Raw genomic sequence first — 13,566 nt, 5'->3', positions numbered from 1 at the left:
GGTTCGACAACCCGATGTTGGTATAGTTAGAAAAACCGATACCTTCGGTCGGGAGGATTAATCCCTTGTCTATTTTTCCATCTTCGTTTTCATCGTGCAGTACGTTGATGGCATATCTACCTTTGGGCAAATCGCTAAGCGTTATCGTAGATGCGCCATTGCTTATTTTGGCTTTTCCCATTTTATAAAAGGCTTTGAATTTGGTATCGGGAATTGAACCTTCCTTGTTGTACAATGTAAATTGGACTACCCCCTTTGAATTACGTAGTTCTTTCACTTTTATCGTCAAAGTGTACTGCTTTTCTTGAATTGGATGATCAAATGATATAAAAATCAATAGGGCGAATGCCATCAAAACTGTTTTGGTAGTGAAGGCAAAAATATAGCGTATCATCAGGTTCAATTATTTATATTTCTTTTTGGCTTTCTTCCCCAAACCACCATTTCGGTTTTTGTTCTTTTTTGACAAGGTTGAATTTTTTGATGGCATGGGTCTTGATATGTGTCGCCATTTCTTCCACGGAATCAGTTACAAAAAGTAATTTCATGTCCTCAGTACTTATACTTTCGTTCGCTGCCATGATATGAATATGGTGACATAGTTCTTTATGATATTCCGAACCGAAGATCACCACTGGGAAATCTTTTATCATCTTGGTCTGGATCAGGGTCAATGATTCGAACAGTTCATCCAAGGTGCCTATTCCACCGGGCATAACCACAAAGGCATAGGAATATTTGATCAAAAGAAACTTGCGGACAAAAAAATAGCGGATGTCGATCCATTTGTGCAGGTACGGGTTGGGTTTTTGTTCAAACGGAAGGATTATGTTACAGCCCACTGAATAACCGCCAGCTTCGTAGGCCCCTTTATTGGCCGCTTCCATAATGCCAGGGCCGCCACCGGTCATGGTAGTAAAACCTAAATTTGCCAAAGCGGCTCCTACTTTCTCCGCTTGCTGATAAAAGGGATTGTCTGGTTCAAACCGTGCAGATCCGAATACGGTTACACAAGGCCCGATAAAATGCATTTTACGGAAACCCTTGATAAAACTGAACATTACCCTGAACGTGAAGAACAATTCCTTTAACCTGGAGAGTGGCCCTCTCAGGAATATGGATTCTTCGGTTTGCAAACGGTTGTTGTTTTTTTTCATTTGGTTATCGTTTACTACATTGAGAGATCACTACGACATCAAATTTTAAAATTTCGTGCCTTGTATGGTTCCAATTCCCTTTCTGGCAGCCAGACCTACATGAAGGCCACCAAAGTTGGCAACACCTTGCATGTCATCGCCCCGACCAAAACTTTGGAATCTCTCTTGATCTTTTGTTCTTGTCTCTTGTTTCTTTTCCTTTCAACCTTCAACTTCGTACTTCATATTTTCAACTTACCTTCTTATAACTGAATACTGCCAAACCATTCATAACCAGCGCAAAGGCCAATGTTTTTATGACTTGCGGATAAATATCGGAAAGACCCGCTCCCTTGAGCATGACCATACGCATAACTTGTACAAAATATTTTATTGGATTGAATTCCGTTAAAAACTGTGCCCATTGTGGCATACTTTCAATGGGCGTGAACAACCCACTCATCAAAATAAAGATGACCATAAAGAACCAAGCGATAAACATGGCCTGTTGTTGGGTTTCAGTAAAATTGGAGATAAAGAGCCCCATGCCTAGAATGACCAAAATATAAATTATGGTATAGCCATACATTAGAAAAATGCTTCCTACAATGGGAATCTGGAAAATCAATTTTGCAATGATCAATCCCACCGTCAACAATACAAGTCCCAAGATCAGAAAGGGAAATAATTTGCCAATGATGAACTGGTATTTTTTAATCGGCGTCACATTGATCTGCTCTAAAGTACCAATCTCTTTTTCACGTACAATGTTCATTCCTGAAAGAAAAAGGGTGATCATGGTCACCAATAAAACTAAAATACCGGGGACCATAAAGGTTTTATAATTCAAGGTTTCATTGTACCAAAATAGGGGTATGGTTTCGATCAACTGCCGTTGGGTCATCGCATCACCGTGAAACACAAAATCGATTTGGGCATTTTTGTTGAATTGTTGAACGATTTGGGTTACATATACATTTTCAACCCCAGCAGCCGCTCCATCAATCGCATTTATAGTTAATGCCAAATCCGTTTCTTTATCTTTTTGAAGGTTGCGCTCAAAATAGGGGGGAATTTCCAGTACCACATCCACATCCCCATTTAACATGGCTGAACTTGCGATTTTAGCGGTAGGATAATCGGTAAGTACGTAAAAATAGGTCGAAGCATTGAATTTTTCGATCAACTCACGTGAAAAGGGGGTCTTGTCATTATCAATATAACCGAACGTAATATTTTTAACCTCAAAAGTGGCGGCGTTTGATAAAATGATCAATTGGACCAAAGGCAGCACGAAGATGATAGGCAACATGGCCTTATTTCTAAAGATCTGCCTAAATTCCTTTTGTATGATATAACGAATGATGTTCATTTAGTTTGGATACTGGAATGTAGCGGTTAGAATTTCTGTCGTATTTCTTTCATCTACATCCATATTAATTTGATAATTCCGCATTGGACAACACTCCCTAAGCCCCTTTCAAGAAGGGAGTAGCTTTCGACTTGTACCATATATCGGGCTTTAACCATTTAACCCATAGAGTTTTCAAGTTCAGATTTCGCACTTCATTTTTCATTCCAATCTTATTTTGTATTTCTTGGTGCTTATTGTTATAAATAAAAGTGTCATGCCAATTAGTATCAAGGTTTCTTTCCATACATAAGCCATGCCCACCCCTTTTAACATGATTCCCTTCAGAATGATGATAAACCATTTGGCGGGGATGATATTACTAATAAGCTGTAAGGGAATCGGCATACTGCTAATGGGAAATATAAAACCCGACAATAGGATCACAGGCAGCATCAAACCCATTAATGAGACCATCATGGCAGTCTGCTGGGATGCTGAAATGGTCGATATTAAAATCCCCAGGGAAAGCGCGTTGATAATGAATAAGAGACTTTCCGCCCCTAAAAGAAAAAGACTACCCTGTACGGGCATTCTAAAGACAAAAATGCTTAGCAAAATAATGACAATCGCGTTGATCACGGCCAAAAGTATATAGGGCACCACTTTCCCAATTATGACCTGGAGTGGCTTTAATGGGGAAACCAACAGGATTTCCATAGTTCCCAATTCTTTTTCGCGGGTGATGGATATCGAGGTCATCATCGCGGAGACGAGCATAAGGATAACGGTCATGACCCCCGGCACGAACATAAAAACACTTTTAAGTTCGGGATTATAGGCCAATCGTGTTTTAGGAACAATTTGATAAGACAAAGCAATTCCTTTATTGAGCTCCTGTTGATAATTCTGTAGGATTGAAGCCGTGTAGGTGCTGATGGTATTTGCGGTATTTGGATCGGTGGCATCCGTAAGGATCTGTATGGTCGCCTTATTCCCGGATATCAGTTTTTTACTGAAATCTTCTTCAAAATTCAATACGGCCTTAATCTGGCCTTTTTTAAATGCAGGTTCAATGGCCGCTTCATGATCTATAAACTGTTTAATGCTGAAATATTTTGAGGCGGCGATCTTATCGATGATTTCCTTTGTTGTGGCATCTTTGGAGTGGTCCAAGATAGCGATGTCCACATTGTTTATTTCATTGGTAATCGCAAAGCCGAAAAGTAAAACCTGAACAATGGGCATGCCAAAAAGGATGAATAATGAACGTTTATCGCGAAGAATATGGTAAAACTCCTTTTGTATGAATCCTATAAATCGTTTCATGGTATCCTTTTATTCTATGTTTCTTGCCAACTTGAGGAACACATCGTTCATCGAGTCTACCTTATAATGTGTTTTCAGGTTTTTTGGGGTATCCAAAGCCTCGATTTTACCCTCCACCATTATGGAAACCCGATCACAGTATTCCGCCTCGTCCATATAATGGGTGGTGACAAAGATTGTTTTGCCTTTATGCGCCTCCCGATAGATCATTTCCCAAAATTGCCGTCTCGTTATAGGATCTACTCCTCCTGTTGGCTCATCCAAAAATATGATTTGGGGATTATGCAATAGTGATACCGAAAAAGCCACTTTTTGTTTCCACCCAAGGGGTAACGATCCTACCAGTTTGTTGGCTTCGTCATGTAGATCCAACCCATCGATCAACTCCTGTGTCTTTTCTTTGATTTCCGATCTCCCTAACCCGTAAATGCCTCCAAAAAAGGTTATATTCTCTTTTATGGTCAGGTCATTGTATAATGAAAATCGCTGACTCATATATCCTATACTTTTCTTAACCTTCTCTGCCTGTGATGCCACGTCGAAGCTGGCTACCTGTGCGTGGCCTGAGGTAGGTTTTGAAATACCGATAAGCATTTTCATTGCTGTGGTTTTCCCGGCCCCATTGGCACCCAAAAACCCAAAAACCTCACCTTTGCCCACCTCGAACGAGATGTTGTTGACCGCGGTGAAATCACCGAACATTTTGGTCAGGTTTTTGACGTATATGGCGTTTTCTTGCTTCATTCTGACAGTTCCATAAATGTATCCTCAATAGTGGGTATTGTTTCCATAACCTCGATATTCGAATGATTGTTTTCTTCCAGAAAGTGAACTAAATCACTGGCTTTGAAGTCCGAAGTATTACTTGTAAAGTGTATGTACTCCCCAAAGGGATAGGCACTATGGGTCTTGTCGTAAACCTTTAGGTCCTGGATCAATTTGAAGGTCCCTGACGACCTTACCTTGAATATTTTTTTGGGGAAGGAGGCTTTTAGGGCTTCCGGGGTATCGATCTGTAAAATTTTACCATCGGTAATCAAGGCAATCCTATCACAAAGTTCAGCCTCGTCCATATAAGGGGTTGAAACTAAAATGGTAATGTCTTTCTGCTGTAATCGTTTAAGCATTTCCCAAAATTCCTTGCGGGAGACCGGGTCTACGCCTGTGGTCGGTTCGTCAAGGAACAGTACTTTTGGTTTATGGATCAAGGCACAGGATAGTGCCAACTTTTGCTTCATTCCCCCTGAAAGTTTTCCTGCCCTTCTATTTTTAAAGGGTTCTATTTGAACATAGATATCTTTGATGAGGTCGTAATTCTCTTCAATCGTAGTGCCAAAAATGGTCGCAAAGAAATTGAGGTTTTCCTCTACGGTCAAATCTTGATAAAGCGAAAACCTACCCGGCATATAGCCCACATGATTACGTATGGCCTTGTAGTCCTTTATAACATCAAAGCTTGTTACGCTGGCCATGCCTTCATCAGGTAGCAATAGGGTGGTCAGTATCCTGAATAAAGTGGTCTTGCCTGCCCCATCAGGACCTATCAACCCAAATAATTCCCCCTTCTTTACCTCAAAGGAAATATTTTCCAAGGCTTGTACCTTGTCGTAAGCTTTGCTGATGTTGCTGACTTTTATACCCATTGGTAATTCATTTGAAAGGATTCGGTTTCATTCAAAATAATCGTAATATGCTTCTAAATGTTCTTTTAAATTGGAAGTTATTTGCGCTCCATCTTTTTTATTTTCAACCTTCTGTAGAAGCGCTATTTTTTCGATGAGCGGATGTAACCAAACATGCAGGTTGTCATGCGAGGCTCCTTTCATAGTACATTCTTTGACCACTGTATTCTTTATGTTATTCAACGCTTCACCCAGATTTTTGTAGTCAATGGTTGTTTTGGTTTTACTATCCGTAATCAGTTTCAACATGTCCCTAACCCCATCTGTAGTCTCGGTATTCGCAGACCATTTGATGCCATTGTTCAGTACAATTTCATTTGTCCAGGACTTGTCTGGAGTTAGGGCCGGTTCAACATGGCTCTTCTGCTCCTGGGTTTCACTAGTTGCCTTCACTCCTGTAGAATGCTCTTTTGTGGTTTCCCTGCAACCAGTAAGCCCTAGGGCGATTGCAGCCAATAGAATCGTTATTCGTTTCATTGTTTTTTCGTTTTAAGAGGATGTATTGATTGGGGCAGTTTTCAACCGTATCAAAATGAATATCAACACCCAGACAACTACCCTAAACGTCATCGCTTTTATGCTTTCCATGGCCACCGTTTCGCTAAAAAAGTAGAGATACGCAAGTACAGATACATGAAAAATAAGAATCAGCGATGTCAATTTTTTTGAAAGGGTAAAGTTTTTCCAAATCAGGAAGGCCGTAATTATGGAAAGTACCCCGACAGCAACATTGTAAACCACCAGTCCTTTCAAAACCGTATAACCCACTTCATGTAGACCTAAAAGCACGGATGCACCTGAGATCACGGACATTGATCCAATGATGCCAGCAAGTACCAATGAAATGACCTTTGTTATGTTCATACTATTTTCATTACGTTATTTTTTTTGACTACTAACTACTGACTTTCATTCCCAATCCACATCTCAGCAGGCATTCCTATTTTTAGGCTTCCGTCATTTTTTATCAAAATTTTGACAGCGTAAACCAGATTCACACGTTCCTCCTTGGTTTGTATGATTTTTGGAGTGAACTCTGCCGTATCCGATATCCAACTTATTTTACCAACGTATGATTTCATTTGTTCCCCTGCATCGATTTTGACCGTAACTTCTTGACCTACTTTTATCGCTGCCAATTGTGTCTCGCTGATATAGACCCTTAAGGTCATTTCATCCAAATCAGCAATTTTATATAAAGGCTTTCCAAAGGAAGTTATCTCGTTGGGTTCCGCATATTTAACTAGGACGGTTCCCTTTATAGGATTTCGAATGATACTTTTCTCGATTTGGTCCTCAATCTGTTGTACCTGTACCTCAATGCTTTTTACCTCGTTTACAATCGGGGCGTTTTGGGTTTCTACACTTTTCATCTGTTGCCTCAAGATGTCGACCTGTCCGTTGATGTCGTCGAGTTGTTTTGTGGTCGCAGCGTTTGCTTTCACAAGATTTTCAATCCTGTTTTGATCGTTTTGGGCAACTCCTAATTGCTCTTTGAGGACTTCCCGTTGTGAAAGCACGTTTCGGGATTTTGAGAAAATCGTATTCTTTGTCGCTAATAATTGATCTCGTTTCAACGAGAGTTGAACGGTATCGATTACGCCAACGAGTTGGTTTTCATCCAAAATATTCCCTTCCTCGATATTGAAAGTCAGTAGTTTGCCGTTCGCTTCTGCGGAAATGGTCGTTTCGGTCGCTTCAAAATTTCCGTATCCATCGGCCTTATCGCCATTGTTATTACAGGAGAATAGGGTAGTTACAAGAAATACTGTTATGATTAGTTGTATGTGTTTCATTGCGATTGATTGATTTTAAATCAGTTTTTAGTATAAGTTCCGTTCGTGATCTGATGTTGAATTTTGTTCAATAACAGTTGGGTCTCGTGCAAGTTCAATTGGTTTTTGGCCTCGTACAGATTGGTGAATTCGGTTATATAGGCGGATGAGGTGATGACCCCGTTCTTTAATTGCGATTCAGCCGTTTTCAAGATGTCCTCCCGAAGAACGATAATTTCGTTATCCGTTGCTATCAAGGCTTCAATTTTGTCAATTTCGGATTGCAGGTTGACCAATTCCATGTTGTTGTTGAGCTCAAAAGTTTCTCTTTGGGTATTGACGATATCCTTATTGATTTCAAGGGATTTTTTTTCGGTCTTGGTCTTGTTCCAATCAAAGACGTTCCAGTTCAATTTGAGTCCTGTCATATAAAAGGTGTTGAACGAATTGTCCAACATATTTAGTCCGGGATTGCCATAACCACCCTGTACAAAAGCGTTTATTTTGGGAAGGTTTGATTTGGATATTAACTTGGAGGAAAAATCGATTTGTTCCTTTTGGAGGTCAAAAAGCAATAGCTCGGGCCGGTTAGATCTTGTATCAGCTATAAAGATGTCGGGCCGTACGAGGTTTGTTGTTTGGGACAATTCTTTTCCGATGAGCAATGATAGACGCTGAATGAGAGCTGATTTGTTATAGTTTAATTCGGCAGCTTGTTGTTTTATTTTAAGGAGCTCGGCCACTAATGCCTGTTCAGAAGAAATCAATAAGGCGCCATATTGTACCCCTGCCTTGACTTCTTCGACACGGGCTTTTAATTGTTCTTCTTTTGCATTTAGCAACGCTTGGTTTTCTTGCAATAACAAAACGGATAAGTACATCGAGTTTACTTGACTCTTCAGTCCGTATAAATTAACATCGACTTGCTGCTGGTTTACTTTTGAAGTGGCCTCCTTGACTTTGGAAGTCGCGTCGATCAGGCCACCGTTGTCAATCAATTGGTTTACATCCAACGTGGCACGGTACTGGTCCTTGTTGGGCGGTTCAACAGTTACATTAGGAAGCTGAAGGGGCAAACTGGTCACATCCGATTGGTACGTAGCCTGTGCATTGACATCCAATTGGGGCAGTTTGCCTTTCTTAAGGGCTTCCATATCAAGTTGCACTTGATTTTCCAGTAAAACGGATTGCCTTGCCAACGGGTAATTTTTAGAAACGAGGTCAAAACATTCGTCCAAAGTGATTGATTGTTGTGCCAAAAGGGTCAGGGGCAAAAACAACAGGAATAGGAGGGTTTTTTGAAATATCCCCATGATTTTAAATTTTTCCATACTGTAGTGCGTTTCTCGGTGATATCTATGGTAGCCTTTCATGAACTGATGCTATTGATGAAATGTTCTGCAATCAAGGTTTTACGTTCTTCCATCATGTTCTGGAATTCACTGTCGGAAATATCCATTAGTACTTTGAGCATCATTTCCCCTACAAAAGGAAAGATGGTAAGTGACAATAGATTCAGCAATAATTGTTTGGGAGGCATCTTCTTGATATTTCCGGCTTTGATTTCTTCTTCAATTTGCGTTAAGAAGGAGGTCGGGTCTGGTTTTCCTTTGTGAGACATAAATTTCAAGACAAATTCTGGATTATAATTGAGCTCCTGAACTATAAAACCCGGTAAGTAGGGATTCTCAAGGATAAAATCGATATAACTTGCGGTGAATTTCCTGATTTTTTCATTGACCCCCATCTCTGAGGCAAAGATCAAGTTCAATTGGGGGGCCAATTTTTGAAAGGCCTGCATGAATACAGCTTCAAACAACTGTTGTTTGTTTCTGTAATAGTAATGTAGCATGGCCTTGTTAATGTTGGCCTCATCCGCAATTTCCTGCATTCGGGTGCCCGCCATTCCTTTTTTTTGAAAGATGGAAATGGCCGCGTTCAAAATTAACTGTTCTGTGTTTTGGGTTTGCATTAACTAAATAGTTTAACCAAATGGTTGACAAATATATATAAAATTTTACAATCCAAAAAATTCTTTGGAATCAATTAGTGGAAAGGGATAAAACCAAGTGTGTATTTTTCAATGTTCTTATCGCTCAAAGCGTTCATAAGCTGCTTTGCTCAATGACTCCCTATGGTCGGGATGTGCTATTGAAATCAATGCCTTCGCCCGTTGATGCAGGTTTTTGCCAAAAAGACTGACAACACCATATTCCGTAGCGACATAGTTTACATGTGCCCTGGTGGTGGTAACGCTGGCACCTTCCTTTAGATGGGAAGTTATTTTCGATACCCCTTTTTTCGTTTGTGAAGTTAATGCGAAAATAGGTTTACCACCTTTTGATAGGCAGGCACCTCTGATAAAATCCATTTGTCCACCTACCCCTGAAAAATGTTGATATCCGATACTATCGGCACAAATTTGTCCGGTTAAATCTATTTCAATGGCACTGTTTATAGCCGTTACTTTCGGGTTTTTTCGAATGATCGCCGTATCGTTTGTATAAGCGGCTTCTTTGAATAATACCAAGGGGTTGTCATCAATAAAATCATAAAGCTTTTGTGAACCTTCCGCAAAGGTCGTGACTATTTTCCATGCATCAATTTCTTTTTCCTCACCGGTAATGACCCCTTTTTCCACTAGCGGTAAGATTCCGTCTGAAAACAATTCAGTATGTATCCCCAATCTTTTGTGGTTATGTAGATTGGCCAGAACGGCATTGGGGATATTGCCTATGCCCAATTGCAAGGTGGCCCCATCCTCGATTAGTGCTGCAACATGTTTTCCAATACGTTTGTCTACTTCCGTTAGTATTTTAGGATTGTGGATATGTATCGGTTCATCGACGTAAATCGCATAATCGATATGGCTCACATGTATGATGCCATCACCATGGGTTCTTGGTATGTGCGGATTTACCTGTGCGATTACTTTTTGGGCCATTTGAATGGCAGGAAGGGTTACATCTACCGATACCCCCAAGGAACAGAAACCATGTTGGTCGGGGGGTGAGACCTGTACAATGGCCACATTCAAGGGTAGAATATTCCTGCGGAACAATAGTCCTATTTCGCTTAGGAAAATGGGGATGTAATCCCCTTGATTGGTGTTTACGGCTTTTCTGACATTGCTGCCCACGAAACAACTGTTGATCTTAAACGCCTGGTTATACGGGGGGATGGCATATTTTACTTCCCCTTCGGTATGGATAGATAGGATCTCGACGTTCTCGAGCTCTTCATAACGTTTTTCGCATAATGCATTGACCAGGGTATTGGGGGTCATGGCCGCTCCTTGTACAAAAATACGGTCACCGGAATTTACAATTGATATGGCTTCGTCTATCGAAACTACATTGAGTGAATGCTGCATGTTTTTATTCTATTGATTAAAGACCCATTCAGCTACGGACCCGTTATTAAAACGTAGAACGCTTGTAGGGTTGACATAGGGGCGCGGGACGAATCTGTTCGTATCGAATTGAAGATACCCCAAAAAATTGGAACGGATTTAAGGATGGCACTCCATTGTACCCGTTGCCATCTCCGTTGCGGGCTTTGGGGAAATATAAGGGATGCCCAGACCCATGCCCCGTAAAATAAAAAGAACGCCTATGACCACCACAAAAACAGGGATGAGTTGTTGAATTCTTCTCCTTGCCGAATTTTTTAAAAAGCCACTCATATAAATCGCCATGGTCATGAGGGGTACGGTTCCTAAGCCGAATAATACCATGTACAGACTGCCCTTGGCGGCATTGCCCATGGCAATGGCGCCAAAAAGGGCCATATATACTAAACCACAGGGTAAGAAACCGTTCAAAAAACCGATGGTCAAGAACGTATCGGGGGATTTCTTCTTTAATTCTTGACCTAATCGGTTCTTTAATTTGGATATAATGTTGAGTATGGGTTTGGAAAAATTATACTGGCTAATGGTCCTATATGGAATAAGGACGATAATGATCATGGCAACCCCGATAATGACTGATAATTTCTGTTGCATGCCAAATACGTATAGGCCTTTGCCCAAGAGTCCGAAAACCAATCCGATGATACCATATGCCAGGAGTCGGCCAAAATGGTACAAAAGGACTTGAAATAGTTTTCTGTAATTATTCGTACGGTCAACAGGGAGCATAAAAGCGATGGGTCCACACATACCCACGCAGTGTAGACTGCCCATAAGACCTAATGCCAATGCCGATAACAACATGTTTTTCAGATATAAGAGCCTAGAGCCAAGATGCTAGACTTTTTAAATACTTTGCCCTTAATTATTCGTTTAAATCAAAATTCTTCAACCTTAACTTTTTCGATGGTTACGGTATGTAAGTACACGAACCAGAACCATTTTGTCTAGTTTCTGTTCAATAGGTTATACTTTTTTTGAACAAATAGGGTTTGTCAAGATAGTCCCATGCTATTTTAATGTCCCAGCGACCATCCAACAAACGTTTGTCAGGTATGAGCAAATGTGCATTGGATAAACTTATTGGAAAGTCAAAATCCAAGTGTTTATTGGACGGCCTGTATAGGGACACTGTACCTTTTATTTTAGTGGGATTCAAATCTTCTGGAAATTCAACCCTCAATCCCTCGGGGGTTTTATGTATTAGTAATTTGGAGGATAAATTATTGGCATTGGTTTCGGCATCGATTTCTTTTTGATAGCCCAATTCAGCCTTATAATACTCTTCGGTGACCAAGTCATGATTGGCACTATCATCCATGTTCATTTTCACCACAAAAAATAGGATAAAGCTTATAAAGCCAATAAAAGCCAATACAATCCCTGTTCCCCAATTGATTTTCATACTATTTTTATTACTTCACTTAATATTTAATTATAATTCCTGGGCCCCAAGAACCGCGCCGTAGTTGTTTCAATCAATTTATCGCCACTATAGACGCCGATTTTCAGTTTGTCCTTTTCTCCATTCAGGGCAGAATTGTTGATCTCTATAAACAAAGTGCCTTCTGCCAAATCTTGTGCGGGTACTGCGAAATTTTCATGGGTCACCAACTCAATAGTCCCTGCGTGTGAAATCAGTTTAAAGTTTACATTAGGGATTTCATGTGTGGTTTTGTTGATCAGTTTAAAGGTATATACATTGCTGATCATATTCCCTTCCTTGTGCTCATATAATTGACCGGGAAGCCTCAGGATATTGGCTTCCAAATCATTGCGTAAGAACAACATACCAATGAGTACCCCAGTCAATATAACCAAAACAGCCGAGTATCCCTTAAGCCTGGGGGTAAATTTGAATTTCTCCTTTTTGGTGATCTCGTTTTCACTGGCATACCGTATCAACCCTTTGGGCAGATTTACCTTTTCCATAATCGCATCACACTCATCGATACATGCTGTACAGTTTACACACTCCAATTGTGTTCCGTTTCGGATATCGATATTGGTAGGGCACACCTGTACACATTGTTTACAATCGATACAGTCCCCATAGCCCATTGCCTCACGATCTTCGTTTTTCCGGAATTTATTTCGTCCGTTCTCGCCTTCACCACGTACATGGTCATAGGCAACGATAATCGACTTATTGTCTAACAATACGCCTTGCATACGTCCATATGGGCAAGCGATAATACAAACCTGTTCCCTGAACCACGCAAAAATAAAATAGAAAACTGCCGTAAACACCAATAGGGCAACCAAAGTGCTGATATGTGTCAATGGGCCATCCGTTATATACTGGATCAACCTGTCACTTCCTATCAAATAGGCTAAGAATACATTCGCTATGATGAATGAAATGATAAAGAAGACAATCCATTTGGTAACCCTTTTTCTTATTTTTTCGCTGTTCCAAGGCTGGCGGTCCAAGCGCATTTGTGCACTACGGTCTCCATCGATCCAGAATTCTATCCTTCTAAAGACCATTTCCATGAAAATGGTTTGGGGGCAGATCCATCCACAAAAAATACGACCGAAGGCAACGGTGAACAGGGCAATAAAAATAACCCCAATGATCATAGAGATGACAAACAGGTGAAAATCCTGTGGCCAAAATGGAAACCCGAAAATATTAAAACGACGTTCCAATACGTTGAACATCAAGAACTGGTTGCCATTGACCTTTATAAACGGCGATAAGATCAAGAAGGCCAATAAAACGTAGCTTACCAGCTTTCTATATTTGTAAAACCTGCCACTGGGTATTTTCGGGAACACCCAAGCACGTTTTCCTTCTTCGCTTATGGTGCCTATGGAATCCCTGAAATTATCACTGTCTTGTTTTGCCATTATCCAATCTTCATTCTTTAAGCAGAAG

The 13,566-nt window shown here is 40.5% G+C and carries 15 protein-coding genes; all 15 read right to left on the bottom strand.

All coding sequences use genetic code 11. From position 1 onward, the window contains the following. Positions 1 to 352: DUF2141 domain-containing protein (locus WBM98_RS13135; protein WP_424366478.1), on the bottom strand; the 352-nt coding region annotated here is incomplete at its 3' end. Positions 353 to 407: 55 nt separating this feature from the next. Then, on the bottom strand, positions 408 to 1,157 hold the full coding sequence (locus tag WBM98_RS13130; RefSeq protein WP_424366477.1) for a TIGR00730 family Rossman fold protein: 750 nt from the start codon (positions 1,155 to 1,157) through the stop codon (positions 408 to 410). A gap of 229 nt (positions 1,158 to 1,386) precedes the next feature. Beyond that, positions 1,387 to 2,508 carry an ABC transporter permease gene (locus WBM98_RS13125; protein ID WP_424366476.1) on the bottom strand — a complete coding sequence of 374 codons (1,122 nt, stop codon included), beginning with the start codon at positions 2,506 to 2,508 and terminating at the stop codon, positions 1,387 to 1,389. 201 nt (positions 2,509 to 2,709) lie between these two features. Further along, complete coding sequence (locus WBM98_RS13120; RefSeq protein WP_424366475.1) at positions 2,710 to 3,816, bottom strand: ABC transporter permease; 1,107 nt, start codon at positions 3,814 to 3,816, stop codon at positions 2,710 to 2,712. 9 nt (positions 3,817 to 3,825) lie between these two features. Next, positions 3,826 to 4,560: an ABC transporter ATP-binding protein gene (locus WBM98_RS13115; RefSeq protein ID WP_424366474.1), complete on the bottom strand. Its 735-nt coding sequence runs from the start codon at positions 4,558 to 4,560 to the stop codon at positions 3,826 to 3,828. Next, positions 4,557 to 5,459 carry an ABC transporter ATP-binding protein gene (locus WBM98_RS13110; RefSeq protein WP_424366473.1) on the bottom strand — a complete coding sequence of 301 codons (903 nt, stop codon included), beginning with the start codon at positions 5,457 to 5,459 and terminating at the stop codon, positions 4,557 to 4,559. The genes WBM98_RS13115 and WBM98_RS13110 overlap by 4 nt, the downstream gene beginning before the upstream one ends. Before the next feature lie 27 nt (positions 5,460 to 5,486). Next, a complete protein-coding gene (locus WBM98_RS13105) occupies positions 5,487 to 5,975 on the bottom strand; it encodes a hypothetical protein (protein ID WP_424366472.1) in 489 nt (162 codons plus the stop codon). 12 nt (positions 5,976 to 5,987) lie between these two features. Further along, on the bottom strand, positions 5,988 to 6,362 hold the full coding sequence (locus WBM98_RS13100) for a hypothetical protein (RefSeq protein ID WP_424366471.1): 375 nt from the start codon (positions 6,360 to 6,362) through the stop codon (positions 5,988 to 5,990). A 35-nt stretch (positions 6,363 to 6,397) separates the two neighbouring features. Further along, positions 6,398 to 7,294, bottom strand: coding sequence for an HlyD family secretion protein (locus WBM98_RS13095; protein ID WP_424366470.1), 897 nt, complete (start codon positions 7,292 to 7,294; stop codon positions 6,398 to 6,400). Between the two features lie 20 nt (positions 7,295 to 7,314). Then, a complete protein-coding gene (locus WBM98_RS13090) occupies positions 7,315 to 8,604 on the bottom strand; it encodes a TolC family protein (protein WP_424366469.1) in 1,290 nt (429 codons plus the stop codon). 38 nt (positions 8,605 to 8,642) lie between these two features. Next, positions 8,643 to 9,245: a TetR/AcrR family transcriptional regulator gene (locus WBM98_RS13085; protein ID WP_424366468.1), complete on the bottom strand. Its 603-nt coding sequence runs from the start codon at positions 9,243 to 9,245 to the stop codon at positions 8,643 to 8,645. A 117-nt stretch (positions 9,246 to 9,362) separates the two neighbouring features. After that, positions 9,363 to 10,646, bottom strand: coding sequence for an acetyl-CoA hydrolase/transferase family protein (locus WBM98_RS13080; RefSeq protein ID WP_424366467.1), 1,284 nt, complete (start codon positions 10,644 to 10,646; stop codon positions 9,363 to 9,365). A gap of 138 nt (positions 10,647 to 10,784) precedes the next feature. Next, positions 10,785 to 11,489 (bottom strand): sulfite exporter TauE/SafE family protein, encoded by a 705-nt coding sequence (locus WBM98_RS13075; protein ID WP_424366466.1) that lies wholly within the window; start codon positions 11,487 to 11,489, stop codon positions 10,785 to 10,787. Between the two features lie 154 nt (positions 11,490 to 11,643). Beyond that, positions 11,644 to 12,090, bottom strand: coding sequence for a FixH family protein (locus WBM98_RS13070; protein ID WP_424366465.1), 447 nt, complete (start codon positions 12,088 to 12,090; stop codon positions 11,644 to 11,646). 26 nt (positions 12,091 to 12,116) lie between these two features. Then, positions 12,117 to 13,538 (bottom strand): cytochrome c oxidase accessory protein CcoG, encoded by a 1,422-nt coding sequence (gene ccoG, locus WBM98_RS13065; protein ID WP_424366464.1) that lies wholly within the window; start codon positions 13,536 to 13,538, stop codon positions 12,117 to 12,119. Positions 13,539 to 13,566: the final 28 nt, after the last annotated feature.

The sequence above is a fragment of the Maribacter sp. genome, from assembly GCF_049667165.1.
Taxonomy (GTDB): Bacteria; Bacteroidota; Bacteroidia; order Flavobacteriales; family Flavobacteriaceae; genus Maribacter_A.
The sequence above is the reverse complement of the archived record's forward strand: the minus strand, read 5'-3'. Positions and strand labels throughout refer to the sequence as shown.

Excerpts from the sequence above, each read along its gene's own strand:
- WBM98_RS13085 (WP_424366468.1), bottom strand. The coding sequence starts at position 9,245 with ATGCAAACCCAAAACACAGAACAGTTAATTTTGAACGCGGCCATTTCC.
- WBM98_RS13105 (WP_424366472.1), bottom strand. The coding sequence starts at position 5,975 with ATGAAACGAATAACGATTCTATTGGCTGCAATCGCCCTAGGGCTTACT.
- WBM98_RS13075 (WP_424366466.1), bottom strand. The coding sequence starts at position 11,489 with ATGTTGTTATCGGCATTGGCATTAGGTCTTATGGGCAGTCTACACTGC.
- WBM98_RS13080 (WP_424366467.1), bottom strand. The coding sequence starts at position 10,646 with ATGCAGCATTCACTCAATGTAGTTTCGATAGACGAAGCCATATCAATT.
- WBM98_RS13100 (WP_424366471.1), bottom strand. The coding sequence starts at position 6,362 with ATGAACATAACAAAGGTCATTTCATTGGTACTTGCTGGCATCATTGGA.
- WBM98_RS13130 (WP_424366477.1), bottom strand. The coding sequence starts at position 1,157 with ATGAAAAAAAACAACAACCGTTTGCAAACCGAAGAATCCATATTCCTG.
- WBM98_RS13125 (WP_424366476.1), bottom strand. The coding sequence starts at position 2,508 with ATGAACATCATTCGTTATATCATACAAAAGGAATTTAGGCAGATCTTT.
- WBM98_RS13110 (WP_424366473.1), bottom strand. The coding sequence starts at position 5,459 with ATGGGTATAAAAGTCAGCAACATCAGCAAAGCTTACGACAAGGTACAA.
- WBM98_RS13090 (WP_424366469.1), bottom strand. The coding sequence starts at position 8,604 with ATGGAAAAATTTAAAATCATGGGGATATTTCAAAAAACCCTCCTATTC.
- WBM98_RS13115 (WP_424366474.1), bottom strand. The coding sequence starts at position 4,560 with ATGAAGCAAGAAAACGCCATATACGTCAAAAACCTGACCAAAATGTTC.
- ccoG (WP_424366464.1), bottom strand. The coding sequence starts at position 13,538 with ATGGCAAAACAAGACAGTGATAATTTCAGGGATTCCATAGGCACCATA.
- WBM98_RS13070 (WP_424366465.1), bottom strand. The coding sequence starts at position 12,090 with ATGAAAATCAATTGGGGAACAGGGATTGTATTGGCTTTTATTGGCTTT.
- WBM98_RS13120 (WP_424366475.1), bottom strand. The coding sequence starts at position 3,816 with ATGAAACGATTTATAGGATTCATACAAAAGGAGTTTTACCATATTCTT.
- WBM98_RS13095 (WP_424366470.1), bottom strand. The coding sequence starts at position 7,294 with ATGAAACACATACAACTAATCATAACAGTATTTCTTGTAACTACCCTA.